Consider the following 21,487-nt stretch of genomic DNA (forward strand, 5'->3'; position numbering starts at 1 on the left):
GAACTCTTGCCTTCCCTTTAATGCCCCTTTATCCGCGTGGCCCTGACACGCGGAAACCGGCCCCGAACGGGCGCACCCGGGTTGCACCCGGAACCCGGGACTTCGAGGACGCCAAACGCGGGTTCCCGGGGACGGCGGCGGACCCGCTGGTCGAGGACGCCGCCGGGCGCACGGTGCGGGACCTTCAGGCGTACGGCTCCCTGTCGGGCGAGTGCCCGGACAGCGTGAACCCGAGCCTGTGGCGGCAGAGCCGGCTGGTCTCCGACCACGGCCTGTCCGAGGTCACCGAGGGGATCTACCAGGTCCGCGGCTTCGACCTGTCGAACATGACGATCGTGGAGGGCGAGCGCGGCGTCCTGGTGATCGACCCGCTGCTGACCGCCGAGACCGCGGCGGCGGGCCCGGCACTGTACCGGACGCACCGGGGCGAGCGCCCGGTGACCGGCGTGCTGGACACGCACAGCCACGCCGACCACTTCGGCGGGGTGCGCGGCGCCGTCCCGGACGTGTCAGGCCGCCGCAGCCTCGCGCGGGCGGAAGTCGCAGAGCAGCAGGGCCGAGTCGTCGTCCGGGCCGGTCCCGGTGTAGTCCTCGACGTCGGCGCGCAGGCGCTGCAGGGCCTGCTCGGGGCAGGGCGGGGCGAGCAGCACCGGGGCGCGGGCGGCCAGCGGGTAGAACGCGCCCTCGTCGTCCCGGGCCTCGGTCAGGCCGTCGGTGCAGAACAGCAGCCGGTCGCCCTCGTGCAGGGTCAGCGCGGTCGGCCGCGGGGCGGGCGCCCCGGTCAGGGCGGACAGCCCGAACGGCGGTGCCGGTTCGAGGACCGGGAGCAGCGGCGTCGGCTCCCCGGCGCGCAGCAGCACCGGGACGGGGTGCCCGTGGTCGAGCAGCACGGTGCGGCCGTCGTCGCGGACGTCGGCGAGCAGCGCGGTCACGAAACGGTCCCCGGAGGTCTGTTCCAGGACCGCCCGCTCGACCTGCGCGGCGAGGGAGGGCAGGTCCGGGGCGTCCGGCGCCGTGTTGCGGAACGCGGTCAGGACGACGGCCGCCGCGCTCACCGCCTCCAGCCCCTTGCCCTGCACGTCCGCGACCAGGATCCTCACCCCGCCCGGGACTCGGACCGCCTGGTACACGTCCCCGCCGACCCGGGCGGTCCGGTGCGCCGAGCGGTACGAACCGGTCAGCTCCAGCGGTCCCAGCCGGGGCGGCAGCGGCGGCATCAGCACGTTCTGCACCGTCTCCGCGACCGCCCGGACGTCCACCAGCTCCCGTTCCGCCCTGATCCTGGCCACCGACACCCAGCACGCCGCCAGTGCCGTGAGCGCCACTCCCGTCAGCGCCACCAGCACCCTGGTGTGCCCCCACACCCCGTCGTACACCGCCAGCAGGAGCACCAGGACCAGGCCCAGCGCCGCCGACCCCAGCACCGTCCGCGGCGTCCCCCGTCCGGCGGCCAGCGCCGGGCCGATCGCGAACAGCGGGAGCAGCCCGAGGTTCACCCCCAGCAGCGCGTCCCCCGTCGCCACCAGCGCCATCGCCGCCACCGGCAGCACCCACGGCTTCGACCACCACCGTCCCTGCGCGCGGCGGTCCGGTCCGTCGGCGGTCGGCGACATCTCGCTGCTTCCTCTCCTGTCTCGTGCGTTCTTCCGGTGGCGGGGCCGCCTCCCGGTGGACGGGCCCGGTTCGGGCGCGCCGTCCCGGTCGCGGGCGGGGCGCCCGCCACCAGGGGTTCCGGAGCCGAAGCTACCTGCGGCCCCACCGGTCCGGTAGGGCCGCAGGACCCTGACGAAAAGATGCGTCCTCGCCCGGGCGGCGGTACGAAAGGCCCACGGACGGCGCACCCGACAGCGGCGCGGCGTCCGCCGCACCGCCGCACCGCCGCACCGCGAGGAGAGGACACCGGGATGTTCGAGGAACGACGGGCCCGCCGCCAGGCCAACCGCGCTTTCGACCACGGGGACGGGGTCACCCGCTACCGGATGCGCCAGAAGGTCCTCGCCATCGGCGACGACTACTGGATCGACGACGACTCCGGCGACCACGTCTACAAGGTCGACGGCAAGGCCATGCGCCTGCGCAAGACCTTCCACATCGAGGACCGCGCCGGCCACCGCGTCGCCACCGTCCAGGGCCGCGCCCTGCGCGTCAAGGACACGATGGAGATCGAGGACGCCGACGGCCACCGCATCGCCATGGTCAAGAAGGCCCTGATCAACCCCCTCCGCGACCGCTGGCACATCGAACAGGCCGACGGCCCCGACCTCGCCGTCCACGGCAACGTCCTCGACCACGAGTACACGATCGAACGCGACGGCACCAAGGTCGCCGAGGTGTCGAAGAAGTGGTTCCGCCTGCGCGACACCTACGGCCTGGAGATCGGCCCGGACACCGACCACGCCACCGTCCTGGCCGCCGCGATCGCCATCGACGCGATGGCGCACCCGGGCGACTGACCGCCGGACGGACAAGTCGTCGGTGTAACCGGGCCGTTGATCTGCAGGCGCGGCACGACAGACCGTCAGCCGCAGTGGCCGACCGGACTCGTGCGCACCGCCCTGGCCGGCGCGCCCCTCCGACGGACGGGCCGGGAGCGGTGCGGCACGGTCGCGAGGACGCCTTCCCACCGTCCCCGGCAGCGGGAGCGCCTCCCCTCCTCCCTCCGGGGGGCCTGCCGGAGCACCCGCACCCGCCGGACGTACGGCCTTGACCCGATGCGCCGCCGCGTCGCGTCGGAGAGGGGCGCTGCCGCACGGGCGCCGCAGGCGCGGGGCGGGGCGGGTCAGCGGCGCGTGCCGGCCTCGGCGGCGACGGTGCAGCTGCCGGGGGCGATCTCGCTCACGCCCCGCTCGGGCACATGCACCCGGGCAGCCACGGCAAGCGCCTTCGGACGCGGTGCAAGGGCTCCCGCCTCTCGGCGGCCCCCGGCGTGCACACCCCGGTCGACTCCCGCGGCGAGCCCCTCGCCGTCGACTGCCGACCGGGCACCCGCTCCGGAAGGCCCCGCCCGCGCGGTCAGCGGGCGTCGACCTCGGGCCGGGGCAGCTCGTCCAGGTCGAGGGTGTAGGTGCGGCCGTCGGCCAGTTCGATCGGTAGCTTGCCCGAGCCGTACTGGTGGGTGTGGGCGGCGATGTAGCCGGAGCCGGTGGGCCGGGTGTGGACGACGACCTCGGCCGCGTACGGGTCGACCACCATGTAGACGGGGATGCCGTAGCGGCCGTACTTCGCGGTGCAGTCGTCGTAGTCCTTGCGCGCGGAGGAGACCGACACCACCTCGGCGATCAGCAGCACGTCCTCGAAGCCGTAGCGTTTGCCCTCTCGCTGTGCGCCCTCCCGCACGATCGCGAAATCGGGGGCGGAGTTCTCGTCGGCCGGGAAGTCGATGTACACGTCGGAGATGACCTTCGCGTGTCGGCCGAGGGTCAGGGAATCGATGTGCATCGACCTGATCGTGCGGGAGTGCTCTTCACTCCGCGGGGTCATGAGTACCTTCCCGTCGGTACCGAAGAAGACCACGTAGCCTGCGGGGAACTCGGTGTGCATGACCGCATCGACGCTCATCAACAGCTCCTTCCTGTCTCCTCTCAACGTACGGGTTGCCGCACTCCGCGAGGCGCCCCGGCGGGTGGGCGGTCCGGTTTCGGCGAATCCGGCCACCCCGGCTCACCCGTCCGACACAATGGCGGGTGTGACCAGCGAGAACGACCCGCGTGCGGGGGGAGCACCCGCCGACGAAGGTGATCGGGAGGAGCCGTACCGGCCGTTCGCGCACCTGAGCGCGGCGAACAGCGCGCTGTACCGGCAGGTGATGGGCGTGTTCGTCCGGGCCAAGCAGGAGTTCACCGTCCACCTGCGCCCGGAGGACGTGCACCTGGGACTGCCGCCGGAGGGCCGGCCGCCGCTCGACGTGGTCGCGGCCGCGCTGGTGCAGCTCGCCAGGTGGAAGAACCTGCGGGCCGATCCGGACACCGGCCGGGTCACCGCGCTGGAGGACTTCTACCGGGCCCGCAGCATCTACCAGTTGACCCGTGAGGGCGAGGCCGTCGAGGAGGCACTGGCCGCGTACGACGGGGCACTGGGGCGGCGCGGTGAGCTGCAGGCCGTCGCGCTGGCCGACATCGCGGCCCAGCTCCGGGCCGTGCTGGCCCTCGCCCGGCGGCCCGAACCCGATCCGGCCGTGGTGCACCTGGCGCTGCTGGCGCTGGTGGAGCGCTTCTCGGGGCTCGCCGAGAACGCCCGCGCCTTCATGGGGTCGCTGCAGCGGACGGTCGACCTGCACGAGGCCGAGGTCGAGGTGTTCCTCGCCTACAAGCAGCGGCTGATCGACTACCTGGAACGGTTCATCGCGGACCTGGTCACCCGGGGCGCCGAGATCGCCGAACTGCTGGAGGAGTTGGACGCCCCGCCGGAGGGGCCGGTCGGCCCGCTGCTGCGGCTGGCGGCCGAGCGCGAGGCCGAGGACGCGGCACCGGACGCCGCGGCCGAGGCGCTGGCCGCCGCCGAGGCCCGCTGGCAGGGGCGCTGGGACGGGCTGCGGGCCTGGTTCCTGAGCAGGCCGGGGCGTTCCTCACAGGCCAAGCTGCTGCGTTCGGCCGCTCGCCAGGCGGTCCCCCAACTCCTGGCGGTGGTCCAGGCGCTGAACGAGCGCAGGGCCGGCCGCTCGGACCGCTCCGCCGACTTCCGGGAGCTGGCCCGCTGGTTCGCCGAAGCCCCGGACGACGACGCCCGCCACCGGCTGTGGCGCTCCGCCTTCGGCCTGTACTCGGCCCGCCACCTGACGATCGACCAGGAGGCGCTGGCCGAACGGGAGGCCGACCCGGTGTCCGCCTCGGCGTCCTGGTACGACGCCCCCGGTGTGCGGATCAGCCCGCAGCTGCGGCGCACCGGTTCGTACGAGCGGCGCGGCCGGGCCCGGGCCGTGCAGGACCGCGGCGAGGCCAAGACGTACCTGGCCGAGCTGGCCCGCAAGCAGGCCGAACAGACCGCCGCCGCCCGCGCCCGGCTGGCCACCGGGGGCGAGGTGCGCCTGAGCGACCTCGGCGAGCTCGACCGGGACGCCTTCCGGCTGTTCCTGCTGCTCCTCGGCGACGCGCTGTCGGCCTGGCGCCCGGGCACCGATTCGGTCTCGGCCACCACCAACGACGGGACGATGGAGATCAGGCTGACCAGGCTGCCCGGCAACGGAACCGCCGAGATCGACACCCTGGACGGCACGCTGCGGGGCCCGGAGCACCTGGTCGAGATCATCGACCTCGCACCCGCGCACGAAGGGCCGTCCGCGTCCGAGTCACTGGAGGACGACCGTGCCTGACGACCGCCTCGGCGACGCCCTGGCCGCACAGCGGGCGCAGGAGGTGCGACGGGCCGCGCGGGCGCTGCTGAAGCGGCCGTTGCTGCGGGCCGGCGGTTCCCACGCCGACGACTTCCGGCTGGTCCGGCAGCACGCGACGGAGCTCCGCACCTGGTTCGAGCGCAACACGGGCTGGCCGCTGCTGGTGGACTCCGAGGTGGCCCGGCTGCGCCGCACCCCGGGCCGGAGCGACGACCCCACCCACCCGGCCCGGGACCAGCGCACCGGACTGCCGTTCTCCCGGCGCCGCTACGTCCTGTTCTGCCTGTGCCTGGCCGCGCTGGAGCGCGCCGAGCAGCAGATCGCGCTCGGCAGGCTGGCGGAACAGGTGGTGCTCGCCGCGGCGGACCCCGCGCTGGAACGCGCGGGGTCGTCTTCGCCATGGCCGACCGCGAGGAGCGCGCCGACCTGGTGGCGGTGGTCCGGCTGCTGCTGGGCTGGGGCGCGCTGGCCAAGATCGCGGGCGACGAGGAGGCGTTCCTCAAGTCCTCCGGGGACGCCCTGTACGACGTCGACCGCCGGGTGCTGGCCGGGCTGCTGGTCTCCCGGCGCGGCCCGAGCACCGTCCGCGCGGAGGGCTTCGCGCAGCGCCTCGCCGAACTCGACGCCGAAGTGCTGCCGGACAGCGACGACCTGCGCAACCGGGCGCTGCGGCACTCGCTGACCCGGCGGCTGCTGGACGACCCGGTGCTCTACCTGGACGGGCTGTCCGAGGCCGAGAGCGGCTACCTCGCCTCGCAGCGCGGCGCGTTGACCCGGCGGATCGGCGAACTCACCGGGCTGGTACCGGAGGTGCGGGCCGAGGGCATCGCGATGGTCGACCCGGACGACGACCTGACGGACCTGCGGATGCCCGAGCAGGGCACCGACGGCCACGTCGCGCTGCTGCTCGCCGAGCACCTGGCGGGCAGCGGGGCGACCGTCCCGCTGCCGGAGCTGCACCGGCGGGTGGCGGGCTGGGCGCTGGAGCACGCCGGGTTCTGGCGGCGCAGCGCGACCGAACCGGGTGCCGAGGCCGAACTGGCCGAGCAGGCCGTGGACCGGCTGGCCGCCCTCGGCCTGCTGGAACGGGTCGCGGCCGCGGACGGCACCCCGGCCGTCCGGGCCCGCCCGGCCCTGGACCGGTACCGGGTCGGCGAGACGATCCTGCTGGAGCCGGGCCGGCGCGCTCCCCGCAGCGCGGCGGGGAAGAGCGCCCCGAGGAAGGGCGCCGCACCGAAGAGCACGAAGGGGAAGAGAATCTGATGAGCACGACCGCCGGGACGGCGCTGCCGCTGCCCGGCCGCACCCGCTGGCAGCCGCTGCGGGTCGGCCTGGTCGACCTCTTCTACTACGACGTCGAGGAGTTCCACTTCCGCGACGGCCGGCTGCTGCTGCGCGGCAACAACGGCACCGGCAAGTCGAAGGTGCTGGCCCTGACGCTGCCCTTCCTACTGGACGGCGACCTCTCCCCGCACCGGGTGGAGCCGGACGCCGACCCGAAGAAGCGGATGGAGTGGAACCTCCTGCTCGGCGGCGAACACCCGCACCCCGAGCGGCTCGGCTACACCTGGATCGAGTTCGGCCGCCTCGACGAGGACGGCACGGCGCGCTACACCACCCTGGGCTGCGGCCTGAAGGCGGTCAGCGGTCGCGGCATCGCCCGGCACTGGTTCTTCGTCACCGACCGGCGGGTCGGCCCCGAACTGCGGCTGCTCGACTCCACCGGCGCCGCGATCGGCCGCGACCGGCTGGCTGAGGCCCTGGACGGCCGCGGCCTGCTGTACGACTCGGCCCGGGCCTACCGGCGGGCGGTGGACGAGGCGCTGTTCGGCCTGGGCGAGCAGCGGTACGCGGCCCTGGTCGACCTGCTGGTGCAGTTGCGGCAGCCCCAACTGTCCAAGCGCCCAAGTGAGAAGGCGCTCTCGCTGGCCCTCACCGAGTCGCTGCCGCCGATGGACCAGGCCGTGGTCGCCGACGTCGCCGAGGCGTTCCGCTCGCTGGACGAGGAGAAGGAGCAGCTGGCGGTGATGGTGGCCGCCGAGCGCGCCGCCAACGGCTTCCTCCAGCACTACCGCCGCTACGCCCGGGTGGCGGCCCGGCGCAAGGCCCGCGCGCCGCGCCTCCAGCACGCCCGCTACGAGACCCAGCGGGCCGAACTCAACACCGCCCAACAGGACTTCGAGGCCGCGGGGACCGCGCTCGCCGAGGCCGAGGACCGGCTGGAGGAGTTGGAGCGGCGGCGGGCCGGCCTACAGGCCCGGAACGAGGTGCTGCGGGCCGGCCCGGAGATGCGGGGGGCGCACGAGTTGGAACAGGCTCGCGAACTGGCCGACCGCACGGCCCGGGCCGCCGAGCGGGCCGAGGCGGACCGGCTCCGGGCCGAAGGCGAACTGGCCAGGTTCGCCGCCAGGTTCGGCGCCGCGAAGTCGCGCTCCGAGGCCGCCGAACGCGTCCTGGCGACGGCCGCCGGCACGGCCGGGGCGGAGGCCGCGGCGGCCGGTATCGGCCGCGAGCACGCCGACCGGGTCGACGGCCCGCTCACCGCGGGCGACACCCCGGAGGCGGCGCAGCGCGGCGCGGCCGATGCCGTCGAGCGGCGGCTCCGCTCGGTGGTCCTGGCCGAACGGCAGTTGGCGACCGCCCGGTCGGCTGCGCGGGAACTCGACGCGGCCCGCCGCCTCTTGGCGGAGTCGGACGGCGAACTGGCGCACCGGGCCGAGCTGCGGGCCGAGTCCGAGGAGGGCGCCGGGCAGGCCGGCCGGAACTACCTGGCGGCCGTGGGCGCGCACTTCGCCGGCTGTGCCCTGGTCCGGCCGGCCGATCCCGAAGGCACGCTCGACGAACTGGCGCACTGGGTAGAGACGTTGGCCGGGCCGGACCCGGCCCGGGCGGTCGCGCAGCGGACGGCGGAGGCCGTCGGCTTCGAACTCGCCCGGCTTCGGGCCCGGTTGGAGTCCGAACGGGGCGCGGCGGCCGAACGCCGTGACGCGCTGCGGGCCGAGTGGGCGGAGCTCCGGGCCGGGGGCCGAAGTGGCCCCCGCGCCCCGTACACCCGCGCCCCGGAGGCCCGGCAGAGCCGGGCCGGTGCGCCGCTGTGGCGGCTGGTCGACTTCGCGGACGGCATGACGGATGGTCAGAAGTCTTCACTGGAAGCGGCTTTGGAGTCGTCCGGGCTACTCGACGCCTGGGTCGCCCCGGACGGCAGGGTGGCCGCCGCCGACACCCGGGACACGCTGGCGGCCGTCGGCGCTCCGGTGGCCGGCCGGTCGCTGGCCGCCGTCCTGCGCCCCGCCGTGGACCGCGAAGACCCGGCCGCCGCCGCGCTCCCCGATGAGCTGGTCGCCCGGCTGCTGGCCGGCATCGGCCTGCTCGATCCCGGCGAGGAGCTTCCCGGGGACGGCAGTTGGATCGCCCTCGACGGGCGGTTCCGCCTCGGCGCGCTCACCGGCGCCTGGTCGAAGCCGACCGCCGAGTACCTCGGCGAGCGGGCCCGGGAACAGGCCCGACGCGCCCGACTCGCCGCCATTGACTCCGAACTCGCCGATATCAACGGTACGTTGGCTTCCCTTGAGGCGGATTCCGCCCGACTGGAAGCGGACCTGGACACCCTCGCCGCCGAACAGGCGGCCCTACCGGACGACTCGGCCCTGCGCGGCGCGCACGCCGCCGTGTCGGCGGCCCGCCGCGAGTACGCACGCGCCGCCGAGCGCCGCGAGGCGGCCGACCGGGCGGTCGCCGGGGCCACCGCCGCCGCCGACCGGGCCGTCGCCGAACTCCACTCTCTTTCCGAAGAGTTGGGACTTCCTGCCGCCGAGGAGGAGCTGCGCGAGGTGCGCGAGGCCCTCGGCCGCTACCGGGAGGCCCTGGCCGGCCTGTGGCCCGCCGTCCGCGAGTCCCGGGCCGCCCGGGCCGCGCTGGCCGCCGAGGACGGCGAGCACACCCGGGCCGCCGAACACGCCGCCGAACTCGCCGAACGCTCCCGCACCGCGGCCCGGGAGGCCGTCGCCGCAGGCGAACGCCACCAGGCCCTCGACGCCACGGTCGGCGCCGCCGTCGCCGAACTGCAACGCCAACTCACAGAGGTGTCCCTGGCGTTGAACGAGTGCAAGGAAGCGGAGGAGGACGCCCGCCGCGCCGAGAAGGCCGCCGACCGAGCCCAGGCCGCCGCCGACGCGCTGCGCGAACGGCTCCGCGAGGAGATCGAGGAGACCTCCCGCACCCGCGCCGAGGCCATCGAGGCGCTGCGCCGCTTCGCCGCCACCGGCCTGCTCGCCGTCGCACTGCCCGAGCTGGACGCCGGCGCCGGTTCGTGGGCGCCCGAGCCCGCCGTCCGGCTGGCCCGCTCGGTCGAACGCGAACTGGAGTCGGTGGACGACTCCGACCCCGCGTGGGAACGCGTCCAGAAGCGGGTCATGGACGAGCACAAGGACCTCACCGACGCACTGTCCCGGCACGGGCACACGGCCCCGGCCCGGCTGCTGGACGACGGCCTGGTCGTGGACGTGGTCTTCCAGGGCCGGGAGCACTCCGTCCCCGAGCTGGCGGTCGCCCTCACCTCCGAGGTCGCCGACCGGCAGCACCTGCTCTCCGCCCGCGAGCAGGAGATCCTGGAGAACCACCTGATCACCGAGGTGGCCGGCACCCTGCAGGAACTGGTCGGCGCCGCCGACCGGCAGGTCCTGCGGATGAACGAGGAGTTGAAGGACCGCCCGACCAGCACCGGCATGCTGCTCCGGCTGGTCTGGCGCCCGGCCCGCAACGCGCCCGCCGGCCTCGGCGCCGCCCGCCAACGCCTGCTGCGCCAGTCCTCCGACGCCTGGACGGACGCCGACCGCACCGCCCTCGGCGAGTTCCTCCAGGGCCAGATCGACCGGGCCCGCACCGACAGCCCCTCCGGCACCTGGCTCGAACACCTCACCACCGCCCTGGACTACCGGTCCTGGCACGAGTTCGGCATCGAACGCCACCAGCACGGCAAGTGGCAGTCCGCCACCGGTCCCGCCTCCGGCGGCGAACGGGTGCTCTCCGTCTCGCTCCCGCTGTTCGCGGCCGCCTCCTCCCACTACGCCTCGGCCGGCAGCCCGCACGCCCCCCGCCTGGTCACCCTGGACGAGGCATTCGCGGGCGTCGACGACGACTCCCGGGCCAAGTCCCTCGGCCTGCTCGCCGCCTTCGACCTCGACGTCGTCATGACCTCCGAACGGGAGTGGGGCTGCTACCCCCAGGTCCCCGGCCTGGCCGTCGCCCAGCTCTCCCGGGTCGACGAGATCGCCGCCGTCCTGGTCACCCGCTGGGAGTGGGACGGCCGCCACCGCACCCGGGTCCCCGACCCGGCCTTCCCCGCTGCCCCCGCCGACCCCGCTCCCGAGACCCTGTTCACCTGACCATGGACCTCCCCCGCCTGTGCCGCCTGCTCGGCAGCCCCGAACTCGCCTGGCTGCTCGACCGCGCCCGCCGCCGCCTGGAGGACGGGCACACCCTCGACGGCACCGTCACCCTGGCCGGTGCGAGCGAACCCCAACGGGCCGCGGTCGCCCGTCTGCTGGGCCGCCCAGCCCGCCCCGGGCGCTCGCTCTCCGTCTCCCTCGCCGCCGTGGACGCCGTGCTCCGGGACAGCGGCGCCAGCCCGGACGGCCTCGCCGCCGCCGTGACCGCCCTGACCGGCCCGGTGGTGGACCGCCGCGCCGAGCAGGCCGCGTCGGCCGCGGCCTGGCAGCGGGCTCTGGCCGAATTCGACCGCCCCGCCGTCACCGGCCACCCCGAACTCGCCGCCTGGCGCGCCGGGTTGTCCGCCACCGGGCTGCTCAAACGGCTCTCCGGCGGCGACCCGGCCACCGCCCGGCGACTCGCCGCCGACACCGTCCGGGTCCTCGCCCGCCTGCCCGCCGAGGGCCTCACCCTCCCCGTTCTCGCCGCCCGCTCCCTCGGCGACGCCCACGCCCTGGACCACGGCCGCCCGCTCTCCGCCCTCGCCCTCTCCGCCGTCCGGGCCCTCAGCCCCGGCGCCGACTTCCCGAACGGCGCGGAGGGCCGCCGGGCCGCCTGGGCCTCGGCCGGCGTGGCGCTGGACGAACTGTCCTCCCGCGTCCTGGTCCTCAACCTGCCCGCCCTCCCCACCGGCCCGGCCGGACGCCTGCTGGCCGCCGCCCGCGAGGACGGCGAGCCCTGTCTCCTGACGCTCCGTCAACTCACAAGATACTCACCGGCGTTCGACTTCGACGGACGCGCCGTCCACATCTGCGAGAACCCCGCGATTCTGGCCGCCGCCGCCGACACGTACGGCCCCGACTGCCCGCCCATGGTCTGCGTCGAGGGCACCCCCTCGGTCGCCGCCCGCGTCCTGCTCACCGCCCTCGCCGCCGCCGGCTCCCCCCTCGCCTACCACGGCGACTTCGACTGGGGCGGCGTCCGCATCGCCACCGCCGTCCTGCGTCTCCCCGGCGCCACCCCCTGGCGCTACGACACCCCCTCCTACCTCGCCGCCGTCCGCGACGGCCACGGCACACCCCTCACCACCGGCTCCCCCGCCCCCACCCCCTGGGACCCCGCCCTCTCCCCCGCCCTCGCCGAACACGCCCTGCGCGTCGAGGAGGAACGCCTCCTCGACCTCCTCCTCGCCGACCTCGGCTGACTCAGGAACTCATCCGCCGGTCGCGCCCGCCCCCAGCCCCGACAACCAGGACCGCCCGGTTCGGCTCCCCATGAACCAGCGCCATCTCCCGCACGCCCCCCCGGAGGCGCGGACCGGGCCGTCAACGCCCGTGCAGGGCGGGTCGGTCGGCGACGGACAGTGGCACTGCCGGGGGCGATCCCGCTCACGCCTTCTTCGGGCGCATGCACCCCGGCTCCGAAGGCACCGACGGGCGTTGATGCCCTGCGGTGACAGGCCGATGCGACCGGTGGACATCGGCCTTGAGCCGGGGCAGCTCGTCCGGGAGGAGGGTGTACACGCACCCGTCGGCCAGTTCGATGAGCAGCCCGGCCGAGCCATCAGGGTGCGCGTGCGCCGCGATGAACCCGGAACCGGCGGGGCGCGCTCGGCGCGGACAACGACCTCCGCAGCGCACGGGCCCACCACCGCGTGGACCGGCGTGCCGCAGCGGCCGCACTCCGTGCCGCAAGTCGTCGTGGTCCTTGCAGACGGAGGAGACCGACGCTCCTCGTCCGCTACGAATACCTCGCCCCTCCGCCCGCGCGCTCAGCGCCGCAACCCGCCCCGGCACCGCCACCGGCCCCATCGAGGCCGACAAGGCCGCCGACTCCCCGAAGGCACCCAGCCACCACGAACACGCGCGCCCCCACCTGCTGCGTCGCCCAACCGGGGCCAGGGCGACGCATCACGGACGCCGCAGGCGCACCGCGGGGTGGTCGGCGGCGACGGTGCAGCTGCCGGGGGCGATCTCGGTGAAGCCGGCGTCGCGGACCACCGGGAGGTGGCCGTCGGTGAGGGCGGGCCAGGCGGCGGCGGGGGCGGTGCGGACGGCGAGGGGGAAGCCGTCGGCGGCCCACTCGGCGCGCCGGTCGTCGTCCAGTTCCCACCAGGCGAGCTGGGCGGCGTGGCCGGTCTGCGCCATGGTCTTGCCGGCGCTCATCTCGAGGTCGGGGTTGAGCCAGAGCACGGGGCGGCCCTCGGGGGCGGGGCCGGGCGGTTCGGGGTCGTCGAGGTCGGTGCCGGAGACCTGGAGCTTGGCGAGTTCCTTGGGCCAGCCGTCCAGCGGGATCGGCGGGAAGACCCGCACCTCGGCGCCGTGCTCGCCGGTGACGGTGATGCCGGGCAGTTCGCCCGCCCTGCGCCACTCGCCGCCGCGGGCGCGCCGGACCACCTTGCGGATCCGGGCGTCCTCCCAGGCGGCGACCCGCTCGGCCCACTCGCCGTCCGGCTCGGTGACCCGGGGGTCGGCGAGCAGGGTGAGGACGGCGCGCGCCGAGGTCTCCAGCGCGTCGGTGCGGGCGGGCGGGTCGGTCCGCTCCAGCCGGACCACCAGCGGCAGGACGTACTGCGGGCGGGTGTCGCGGTCCTCGGCGTGCCCGCCCACGGCGGGGGCGGCGGGCTGCTGAGGGGGGAGGTCGAAGGGGGAGCTCACCCCCTCAGCATGCCAGTTCAGCGGCGGTAACCGCGGCCGGGGTCGCGTTCCTCGGCGTCCTCGTAGTCGAGGAACCAGCCCTCGGGGTGGGTGGCGGCGAGGAGTTGGTCGATCCGCTGGCCCGCGTCGAGGTCGCCGTCCTCCTCGTCCGGGCCGTAGACGCCGAACAGTTCGTCCGTGCAGCCGTCCCAGTCGTAGTCGTACAGGTCGGCGGGCAGGTCGCCCATCATGTCGGCGACCGACTCGGGCTGGGCGCCGAGCAGGGCGCGGGCGTCGGCCAGGGCCAGCCGCAGCGCGACGTCCTCGGCGGGGCAGCGGGGCAGCGGCCACTCGCCGATGGCGAGGTCGTCGGCGAGGTCGTCGAAGGCCCGGGCGAAGGCGCGCCGCCAGCCGCGGTGCAGGCTCCAGGTGCGCTGCTGGAGGCGGCCGAAGACCGTCCAGTCGCCTTCGTCGGCGACGGTGACGGGGTCGTCGCCGTGGTCGTCGAGGTCCTCGTAGGCGGCGTCGGAGAGGCTGATCAGCTGGGTGTGCAGCAGGCAGGCGGTGCGCGGGGTGAGGGTCCAGTCGCCGGTGTCGCCGTCGTCGTCGAGCGGGAACAGTTCGGCGAAGTCGGGGGCGAAGTCGTCGGTGACGCTGATCTCCAGGGTGCCGCCGAGCGCCTCGATGCCGGGCAGCGACGCCACCAGCCGGTCGGGGTGGAGCAGCGCGCCGAGGGCCGCGTTGGGGTCCTCGGCGACTTCGCGCAGCAGTTGGGCCCGCTGGCCCTCGGGGTCGATGCCGTCGAACTCCAACTCCTCGACGGCCGCCCGCGCGGCGGCCCGCAGCGCGGGCCAGTCGGTGATCCGCAGGCCCAGCACCACCGTGGCCTCGATCTCCTGCGCGCCGGACTCCTCCGCCGCGTGCGGCCCCTGTGGCTGATCGTTTCGCTCGCCCATGCGACAAGGTTGACAAACCCGGTGCCCGGTGTCCATCAGCTCCGGTGATCCGGTGCCCGCCGGCGGTGGCGCGCGGGCGCGGAACACGGCTCCCCGGCGCGCCGGGGCGGGCGGCGGGCCGGTCGGGCGGGAGGCTGGGGGCATGAGCGAACTCAACGACTTCGGCGGCGGGCAGGACCCGGCCGGCGGCGTGCTGGTGGTGACCACGAACGACGTGCCGGGACACCGGGTGGTCCGGGTGATCGGCGAGGTGTTCGGCCTCACCGTGCGCTCCCGGCACATCGGCTCGCAGATCGGCGCCGGCTTCAAGTCCCTGATGGGCGGCGAACTCAAGGGCCTCACCAAGACCCTGGTCGAAACCCGCAACCAGGCCATGGAGCGCCTGGTCGAACAGACCAGGGCCCGCGGCGGCAACGCCGTCCTGATGATGCGCTTCGACGTCACCGAGGCCGCCGACGTCGGAACGGAGGTCTGCGCGTACGGCACCGCCGCCGTCATCGAGCCCCTCACCTGACCCCACCCCCGCCCCACCCGACCCGGGCACCGCCGCGGGCCCCGGACGTCCGCCGCCCGGGGCCTGCCGCCTGCCGCCCGGGCGGGCGGGCGGGCGGCTACAGCATGACGAGCAGCTGGGTGCCCGGCACCAGCTTGCGGTTGACGGAGGTCGACTGGACGAAGACGGTGTACGACGGGTTGTCGCCGGGCTTCACGGTGCTCTCCGCGGCGGGCAGGCCGAGCAGGCCGCGGGCGGCCGGGCCGGCGAACACCCGGCCGGTCATCAGGCCGGTGGCCGGGTCCTTCTCGGCGACGGCGATCTGCTTGGCGGCCTGGATCTTCTCCCGCTTGGAGAGCTCGTAGTAGGAGCAGCCCGTCCGGTACGGGTGCCCGGCGCCGGTGACGAACTCCCGGATCGGGGCCTGCCGGTCGACCGGGACGAGGGCGTAGGCGGCGGTGTCCAGCGCGTCGAGGTTGGCCTTCACGTCGTCCGCGCTCAGGTCCTTCCCCATGGTGAACAGCGACCGGGTGCCGCGCACGCCCTTCTCGCGGCCGCGCAGGAAGCTGGTGGCGGCGGTCTTGACGGTGCCGATGGCCTCCTCGACGCCGCCGCTGGAGTCGGCGTCCCAGATGGCGATGTTGCCCGCGGGGAAGCCGTACTCCTGGGCGGTGCGCTTGGCCAGCGAGTTGGGCACCAGGATCGCCGACGTCCAGTGCTCGGGGAGGTCGGCCATCGCGCCGCGGATGCGGTCCATCCAGCCGCGCAGCGCGGCGGAGCCCTCGGCGGCCTTCATCCGGGTGTGCATCGTGCCGGTCTCCGAGTAGCCGGAGGCGTTCTCCTCGCCGTCGGTGACCACGACCTGGAGGAAGGAGTGCTCCCCGTAGCCCTCCCAGATGTTCTTCAGGTCGTCGACGGACTTCACGGCCGCCTCGATCAGCGCCGTCGCCCCGTTGTCGACCGCGTAGAGGCCCTTCAGGGACGGCAGGTGCTTGACGTCCATGTCCCAGACCAGGTTGTGCACTTCGTGGTCGAAGGCGTAGAGGCTGATCCGGGTCTCGTGCCCGAGCCGGTCGGACTCCTCCTGGAGCCCCTTCACGAACTCGTCCACCACCAGGACGAGTTGCGCCTCGTGCCGGCGCATCGAACCGGACTTGTCGACCACCAGCGAAACGTGGTTGACCTTGTGGTGGATCCTGTTCGCGGAAACGTTCCCGGAAACGTTCGCAGCAGCGTTCGCGGACATGATTGCGCCCCTTTTCCCACGCCCTTATCGGCGCCTTTTCCGGCGCCCCCTCCAGCGTTGTTCCCACACTACGGCGCCCCACTGACAATTCCGCCGGCCCCGACGGGCCGTCAATTCCGCGGTGCCGAACCGTCCGCCGTTCCGGGGAAATTCCCGACCGCCACCCGGGCGGTCACGTTCCGGAGGCGTCCAGGTACTCGGGCGGTCATCTCGTCGGCCGGTCCGAAATAACGATTGACACTGGTCAGGGCCCCGTACGACGCTCACTGCGCAGCCTTCCCCGGCACCCCTGACACCCTCCGACCCCCTCGACGCCTGGAGCCTCCGTGAGCACCGCCCTGCACCCGCCCGTCCGCCGGCCCGCGAGGGTCGCGTACGCCACCTGCCGAGGGGTGGAGGACGTGGAGGTGCTGCCGGTGCTGGCGGCGTTCGCGCGGGCGGGGGTGAGTGCGGAGGCCGTGTTCTGGAACGACCCGGGGGTGGACTGGGCGGGGTACGACCTGGTGCTGATCCGCAGCGTCTGGGACTACATCCTGTACCGCGAGGAGTTCCTGGCCTGGACCCGGCGGACCTCCGCGCTGACCCGGCTGGCCAACCCGGCGCGGGTGCTGGAGCGCAACACCGACAAGACGTACCTGCGCGCCCTGGCCGCCGCCGGGGTGCCGGTGGTGCCGACGCTCTGGGTGGCGCCCGGCGATCCGGTGGACGCGGTCGCGGCGGTCGACTGGCCGGAGCTGGTGGTCAAGCCGACGGTGTCCTCCGGCGCCCGGGACACCGTGCGCACCGCCGACCGGGCCGCGGCGCTGGCGCAGGTCGCGGCGCTGACGGCGGCGGGGCGGACGGCGATGGTGCAGCCGTACCTGGCGATGGTGGAGGACGAGGGCGAGACCTCGCTGCTGTACCTGGGCGGGGAGTTCAGCCACGCGGTGCGGCGCGGCCCGATGCTGGGCGGCGGCTTCGCGGACGTCGCGCGCGAGCCGGACGCCGACCAACTGGCGCTCGCCGAGCGGGTGCTGGCGGTGGCCGCGGAGCCGGGCGAGCTGCTGTACGCCCGGGTCGACCTGGTGCGGCTGGCGGACGGCTCGCCGGTGCTGATCGAACTGGAGCTGACCGAGCCCCGGCTGTTCCTGGACCTGTGCCCGGACGGCCCGGACCGGCTGGCCGCCGCGACCCGCTCCCTGCTGCCGGGGAACACCCGGTCGCGCCCCGGTGTTTCACCGGCGTGACTGTTGAACGTGCAAGCACCCGCGGGGACGGCCCCGTCCGCGAGGTCGACGCCCTGGTGATCGGCGCGGGCCAGGCCGGCCTGTCCGCCGCCTACCACCTGCGCCGCCGCGGCCTCGCCCCGCACACCGGCTTCGTGGTGCTGGACGCGGACGACGCCCCCGGCGGGGCCTGGGCGCACCGTTCCCCCTCGCTCACCATGGCGACGGTGCACGGCTTCCACGACCTGCCGGACTTCGAGCTCCCCGCCACCGACCCGGCCACCGAGGCCCGGGTCGCCGTCCCCGGCTACTTCGCCGCGTACGAGGCGAAGCACGCGCTGCCGGTGCTGCGCCCGGTGAAGGTGCTCGCCGTGCGCGAGCGGCCCGACGGCCGGCCCGACGGCGGCCCGGACGGGCGGCTGCTGGTGGAGACCGACGCCGGCCGCTGGGCCACCCGCGCCCTGCTGAACGCCACCGGCACCTGGACCCGCCCGTTCCTCCCCCGCTACCCGGGCCGCTTCGCCGGGCGCCAGCTGCACTACGCCGACTACCGCGGCCCGGCCGCCTTCGCCGGGCAGCGGGTGGTCGTGGTGGGCGGCGGCGCCTCCGCGGTGCAGGTGCTCTCCGAACTCGGCGCGGTCGCCGAGACGGTGTGGGTGACGCGCACCCCGCCGGTCTTCCACGAGGGGCCGTTCACCGAGGAGTTCGGCCGCGAGGTGGTCGCCAGGGTCGACGAGCGGGTCCGGGCCGGCCTGCCGGTGCGCAGCGTGGTCTCGGTGACGGGCCTGGGCCCGAGCGTCGCCTACCGCCGCGCCGAGGAGCTGGGCGTGCTGCACCGCCGCCCGATGTTCGACCGCCTCACCGAGCACGGGGTCGCCTGGGGCGACGAGGAGCTGCCCGTCGACGCGATCGTCTGGGCCACCGGCTTCCGGGCCGAACTCACCCACCTCGCCCCGCTCGGCCTGCGCACCCCGGGCGGCGGCATCCGGATGGACGGCACCCGGGTCGCCGACGACCCCCGCATCCACCTGCTCGGCTACGGCCCCTCCGCCTCCACCGTCGGCGCCAACCGCGCGGGCCGCACCGCGGTCAACGAGGTGCTCCACCTCCTGCACCCCGCCCCGCAGCCCGCCACGGCCTGAGGGCCCCGGAACCCACCCCCGTCACCCCAGCCGCTCCAGCGCCGTCCGTGCCGCCGCGCACAGCTCCTCGTCGACGGCCATGGTCGTGCCGTACCTCCGCTCGGACGCCAGCACGGCCCGCAGCGGCGGTGCGGCTCCGGCGGCGGCGGGGGTGCCGATCTCGCCGAGGACCCGGACCGCCTCGATGGTCGGCCGTCCGGCCTCGAAGGCTGCCGGCGGGGCGAGTGCGCGCAGCAGGGCGGGGACGGCGGGGGCCGGGTTGCCGGTGATCCGCCACCAGGCTTCGGCCGCGCCGACCCGGCTGAACTCGCCCGGCGCGTCCAGCAGTTCCCGCACCGGTTCGGCGGATCCGGCGGCCAGGGGGCCGAGTTCGGCGAGGTAGCGGTAGACGGGGCGGCCCAGTCCGGCGCGGGCGGCGGCGCCGACGACCTCCAGCGCGAGGGCCGGGTCGCCGGTGACCCGCCAGTGCGCCCGGGCGGCGCTCTGCGCGCCCTGCCACGGCCGGCCCGTTGCGAGCCGGGCCAACTCCCCTGCCGTGCAAGCTGCTTGCGGGCCGATCTCGCCCAGCGCCTCGGCCGCCGCCCGGGCGGTGGGGGCGGGGGCGTCCAGCAGGGCGGCCAGTTCCGGGACGGCGGGTGCGGCGGCAGCGCCCCAGCTCCGGGCCGCCCGCAGCGCCTCCGTCAGGCCGAGGACCTCGGACGGCCGGGGTCCCGTCGCGGCGGCGAGAATCCCGCGCACGGTGGGGAGCAGGTCCGGCGCCCAGTCCGGTGGTGGCCCGCCGATGTCCCGTGCCCAGTAGGCGCCGAACCCGTCCCGGTAGTGCGGCAGCGCCCGCCGGTCGCCCAGCCGGACCAGCGCCGCCAGGGCGCCTTCCCGGACCCAGGAGCCGGCCTCCCCCGTCTCGGCCAGGCGCGCCAGCTCCTCGGCGTACGGGGCGGCCGCCCGGCCGGCGCCGGTCAGCAGTTCCCGGACCTGGTAGCCGTGTCCCTCCCCCGCGTCGAGCACGGTGCGCCAGTGCACCTCCGGGGGACGGCGCCGGCGGCGCAACTGCTCGGCGGCCACCGCGACCGCGACCTGCCGCTCCGCCTGCCCGGACCGCCCGGCCAGCACGGCGACGAACCGGTCCGCCGCCCGGGGACGGTCGCGCAGCGCGGGACCGAACGGCCCGGCGGGCGGGTGCGGCGACGCGCACCACGCCCCGGGCACGCCCGCCAGCCGCGCCGCCGACTCACCGAGCCGCTCGCCCCCGTCCCCCTCGTCGCCCTCGTCCGGCAGCGCCAGCAGGGCCAGGGCGGCGGCCAGCCGCACCCCGGGTCCGGGATGGTCCAGCCACGGCCGCAGCCAGGCGACGGCCCGCTCCCCGGGGCCCTGCGCGCCGACGGCCGTGAGCAGTCGGGCCAGCGTCTGCGGTGACGGCTCGGCCTCCGCCCGGGCCTTCAGTGCGGCGGTCGCCTCCGGGCGGCCGGGGCGCAGCACTTCCAGCAGCCGGGCGGCCAGCCGCCTGGTCTCGGCCCGTTCGTCCCCGAGCAGGCCGACGGCGCGTTCCCACTGGGCGGCGTACAGCGGCGCCAGCCGGGCCCGGTCGGCCGGGTGGGCCTGCGGCAGCCGGGCGGCCCGGCTCACCAGGGCGTCCAGCAGGCCGGTCCGGCGGGCGCCGGTGAGCTGGTCCAGCAGGCCGAACGACTCGGCCAGCAGCCGGGGCAGTTCGGGCGAGCCGTCCCACCCGGGGAGCTGCGGCCGGTCCTGCTCCCGGCTCCGGCCGGCGGCCGACTCCCGTGCCCGGTCGGCCGGTTCGCCCGGCGGCTGCTCCTGCGTCATGATCGACAGCGTAACCGGGCGGTCGACAGCGCAACCGGGCGGTCTGCGGCTCAGCCCGGGGCCACCAGCTCCCCGACTCAGCCCGAGGTCGGCGGCTCAGCCCGGGGCCCCCGGCTCCCCGGCTCGGCCCGGGACGTCCGATGCCCCCGCGGGCCCGGCTGCCGCAGCGAAGCGGGAGGCCAACGCGGCCACCGCCTCGCGGAGTTCGGGGCCGTCCAGGATGCGGAACGGGAACGGGACGGCGGCCAGCCATTCGCCCGCGTACATCGCCGGGTTGCGGGTGCTGCCCTCCAGCAGGCAGCGTTCGCCCGCCGGTTCGAGGCGGCCCATGGTGGGGCTGATCCAGGGGGCGACCCGGTCGAGCGGGGCGTCGAACAGGACGCGGGTGCGGAACGCCCAGCCGGTGCCGAGGTGGTGTTCGAGGACGGCGACGGGGTCGAGGCCGTCGGGCGGGTCGAACGGCACGGTGGTGCGTTCGGCGGCGCGGACCCGGTCGATCCGGTAGGTGCGGACGGCGTCGGCCCGGTGGGAGTGGCAGAGCAGGTACCAGCGGGAGCGGCGCACCACCACCGCCCACGGGTCGACCTCCGCCCGCCACTCGCTGCCGCCGGCGCCGCGGTAGGTGATCACCGCCCGGCGGCGGGCCGCGATCGCCTCCACCAGGGTGCTGGCGACGGCCGGGTCGGGGTGCGCCGGGTACGGGTCGGGAGCGGCGGCGGCGTGCGCCCGCAGGGCGGCGGCCTGCCGTCCGATCGGTTCGGGCAGGGCCCGGACCACCTTGCCGAGCGCGGAGCCGACCAGGTCGTCCGGGTCGGTGGCGGCGGGCCGCCCGTCCAGCACCGCCATGACCAGCCCGAGCGCCTCCTCCTGGGTGAAGGCCACCGGGGCCAGCCGGGCGCCGCGCCCGAGCCGGTAGCCGCCGTACGGGCCGCGCTCGGACTCCACCGGCACCCCGGCCTCGCGCAGGACCGCCACGTAGCGGCGGGCGGCCCGGTCGGTGACCCCGAGGCGTTCGGCGAGCTGCTCCGAGGTCACCCCGGGCCGGTCGCGGAGGATCTCCAGCGCGCGCAGCGCGCGGGCGGTCGGACTGGTCGAGCTGGTCGGGTCGGTCGGATCGGTCCCTGTGGTCGGCACGTCCGACAGCCTAGGGAACCCCGGGCGGGCCGATTCCCGATGGCCGGGAATTCAGGAAGGATTTCGTCCGGAACCCTCCCTAGCATGGGCACTGACCTGCT

At 75.6% G+C, this 21,487-nt stretch carries 15 protein-coding genes and 2 pseudogenes; 10 read left to right on the forward strand and 7 right to left on the reverse strand.

Translation table 11 applies throughout. The annotated features are described in order from the left end of the window. Positions 1-20: 20 nt before the first annotated feature. Positions 21-506: pseudogene (locus EDD39_RS29265) on the forward strand (MBL fold metallo-hydrolase); the annotation flags it as partial. Positions 507-509: 3 nt separating this feature from the next. On the opposite strand, the gene EDD39_RS29270 reads toward EDD39_RS29265, so the two are convergent. Next, positions 510-1,613: a PP2C family protein-serine/threonine phosphatase gene (locus EDD39_RS29270; protein WP_123561817.1), complete on the reverse strand. Its 1,104-nt coding sequence runs from the start codon at positions 1,611-1,613 to the stop codon at positions 510-512. A 291-nt stretch (positions 1,614-1,904) separates the two neighbouring features. Here EDD39_RS29270 and EDD39_RS29275 point away from each other — a divergent pair, with 291 nt between their 5' ends. Then, positions 1,905-2,453, forward strand: coding sequence for an LURP-one-related/scramblase family protein (locus EDD39_RS29275; protein WP_123563432.1), 549 nt, complete (start codon positions 1,905-1,907; stop codon positions 2,451-2,453). 559 nt (positions 2,454-3,012) lie between these two features. Here the strand turns inward: EDD39_RS29275 and EDD39_RS29280 are convergent. Beyond that, positions 3,013-3,558: a Uma2 family endonuclease gene (locus EDD39_RS29280; RefSeq protein ID WP_123561819.1), complete on the reverse strand. Its 546-nt coding sequence runs from the start codon at positions 3,556-3,558 to the stop codon at positions 3,013-3,015. 127 nt (positions 3,559-3,685) lie between these two features. Between EDD39_RS29280 and EDD39_RS29285 the strand changes: the two genes are divergently transcribed. The 5 genes and pseudogenes from EDD39_RS29285 to EDD39_RS29300 all read left to right on the forward strand — a co-directional run bounded on the left by EDD39_RS29285 (position 3,686) and on the right by EDD39_RS29300 (position 11,960). Beyond that, positions 3,686-5,308, forward strand: coding sequence for a TIGR02677 family protein (locus tag EDD39_RS29285; protein ID WP_244257348.1), 1,623 nt, complete (start codon positions 3,686-3,688; stop codon positions 5,306-5,308). Positions 5,309-5,351: 43 nt separating this feature from the next. Then, a pseudogene (locus EDD39_RS42295) lies at positions 5,352-5,633 on the forward strand (DUF2398 family protein); the annotation flags it as partial. Between the two features lie 95 nt (positions 5,634-5,728). Beyond that, positions 5,729-6,592, forward strand: a complete 864-nt coding sequence (locus EDD39_RS29290; protein ID WP_279638455.1) for a TIGR02678 family protein — start codon at positions 5,729-5,731, stop codon at positions 6,590-6,592. Then, positions 6,592-10,713, forward strand: coding sequence for a TIGR02680 family protein (locus tag EDD39_RS29295; protein WP_123561823.1), 4,122 nt, complete (start codon positions 6,592-6,594; stop codon positions 10,711-10,713). The genes EDD39_RS29290 and EDD39_RS29295 overlap by 1 nt, the downstream gene beginning before the upstream one ends. Before the next feature lie 2 nt (positions 10,714-10,715). Continuing rightward, on the forward strand, positions 10,716-11,960 hold the full coding sequence (locus EDD39_RS29300; RefSeq protein WP_123561825.1) for a TIGR02679 family protein: 1,245 nt from the start codon (positions 10,716-10,718) through the stop codon (positions 11,958-11,960). Between the two features lie 706 nt (positions 11,961-12,666). On the opposite strand, the gene EDD39_RS29305 is transcribed toward EDD39_RS29300, so the two are convergent. Both EDD39_RS29305 and EDD39_RS29310 read right to left on the reverse strand, forming a co-directional pair. Next, the gene (locus EDD39_RS29305) at positions 12,667-13,413 is read right to left on the reverse strand and encodes an aminoacyl-tRNA hydrolase (RefSeq protein ID WP_123561827.1); all 747 of its coding nucleotides are present in this window, start codon (positions 13,411-13,413) and stop codon (positions 12,667-12,669) included. 17 nt (positions 13,414-13,430) lie between these two features. Further along, the gene (locus tag EDD39_RS29310; RefSeq protein WP_123561829.1) at positions 13,431-14,348 is read right to left on the reverse strand and encodes a hypothetical protein; all 918 of its coding nucleotides are present in this window, start codon (positions 14,346-14,348) and stop codon (positions 13,431-13,433) included. 142 nt (positions 14,349-14,490) lie between these two features. Here EDD39_RS29310 and EDD39_RS29315 point away from each other — a divergent pair, with 142 nt between their 5' ends. Beyond that, positions 14,491-14,862, forward strand: a complete 372-nt coding sequence (locus EDD39_RS29315; RefSeq protein WP_030463158.1) for a YbjQ family protein — start codon at positions 14,491-14,493, stop codon at positions 14,860-14,862. 97 nt (positions 14,863-14,959) lie between these two features. Here the strand turns inward: EDD39_RS29315 and EDD39_RS29320 are convergent, their stop codons facing one another. Continuing rightward, positions 14,960-16,087 (reverse strand): vWA domain-containing protein, encoded by a 1,128-nt coding sequence (locus EDD39_RS29320; protein WP_208765681.1) that lies wholly within the window; start codon positions 16,085-16,087, stop codon positions 14,960-14,962. Positions 16,088-16,413: 326 nt separating this feature from the next. On the opposite strand from EDD39_RS29320, the gene EDD39_RS29325 reads away from it, so the two are divergent. Then, the gene (locus EDD39_RS29325; RefSeq protein ID WP_123561831.1) at positions 16,414-17,313 is read left to right on the forward strand and encodes an ATP-grasp domain-containing protein; all 900 of its coding nucleotides are present in this window, start codon (positions 16,414-16,416) and stop codon (positions 17,311-17,313) included. Next, positions 17,310-18,434: an NAD(P)-binding domain-containing protein gene (locus tag EDD39_RS29330; protein ID WP_123561833.1), complete on the forward strand. Its 1,125-nt coding sequence runs from the start codon at positions 17,310-17,312 to the stop codon at positions 18,432-18,434. The genes EDD39_RS29325 and EDD39_RS29330 overlap by 4 nt, the downstream gene beginning before the upstream one ends. A gap of 21 nt (positions 18,435-18,455) precedes the next feature. Here EDD39_RS29330 and EDD39_RS29335 read toward each other — a convergent pair whose 3' ends face one another. Together EDD39_RS29335 and EDD39_RS29345 are read right to left on the reverse strand one after the other, a co-directional pair. Then, positions 18,456-20,252 (reverse strand): hypothetical protein, encoded by a 1,797-nt coding sequence (locus EDD39_RS29335; protein ID WP_148089556.1) that lies wholly within the window; start codon positions 20,250-20,252, stop codon positions 18,456-18,458. A 96-nt stretch (positions 20,253-20,348) separates the two neighbouring features. After that, complete coding sequence (locus EDD39_RS29345; protein ID WP_123561840.1) at positions 20,349-21,386, reverse strand: helix-turn-helix transcriptional regulator; 1,038 nt, start codon at positions 21,384-21,386, stop codon at positions 20,349-20,351. Positions 21,387-21,487 lie beyond the last annotated feature (101 nt).

The organism is Kitasatospora cineracea, assembly GCF_003751605.1.
GTDB lineage: Bacteria > Actinomycetota > Actinomycetes > Streptomycetales > Streptomycetaceae > Kitasatospora > Kitasatospora cineracea.

Bases quoted from the DNA above. Each gene is read 5' to 3' on its own strand.
- EDD39_RS29310 (WP_123561829.1), bottom strand. From the start codon at position 14,348: ATGGGCGAGCGAAACGATCAGCCACAGGGGCCGCACGCGGCGGAGGAG.
- EDD39_RS29275 (WP_123563432.1), top strand. From the start codon at position 1,905: ATGTTCGAGGAACGACGGGCCCGCCGCCAGGCCAACCGCGCTTTCGAC.
- EDD39_RS29270 (WP_123561817.1), bottom strand. From the start codon at position 1,613: ATGTCGCCGACCGCCGACGGACCGGACCGCCGCGCGCAGGGACGGTGG.
- EDD39_RS29300 (WP_123561825.1), top strand. From the start codon at position 10,716: ATGGACCTCCCCCGCCTGTGCCGCCTGCTCGGCAGCCCCGAACTCGCC.
- EDD39_RS29290 (WP_279638455.1), top strand. From the start codon at position 5,729: ATGGCCGACCGCGAGGAGCGCGCCGACCTGGTGGCGGTGGTCCGGCTG.
- EDD39_RS29315 (WP_030463158.1), top strand. From the start codon at position 14,491: ATGAGCGAACTCAACGACTTCGGCGGCGGGCAGGACCCGGCCGGCGGC.
- EDD39_RS29320 (WP_208765681.1), bottom strand. From the start codon at position 16,087: ATGTCCGCGAACGCTGCTGCGAACGTTTCCGGGAACGTTTCCGCGAAC.
- EDD39_RS29280 (WP_123561819.1), bottom strand. From the start codon at position 3,558: ATGAGCGTCGATGCGGTCATGCACACCGAGTTCCCCGCAGGCTACGTG.
- EDD39_RS29335 (WP_148089556.1), bottom strand. From the start codon at position 20,252: ATGACGCAGGAGCAGCCGCCGGGCGAACCGGCCGACCGGGCACGGGAG.
- EDD39_RS29295 (WP_123561823.1), top strand. From the start codon at position 6,592: ATGAGCACGACCGCCGGGACGGCGCTGCCGCTGCCCGGCCGCACCCGC.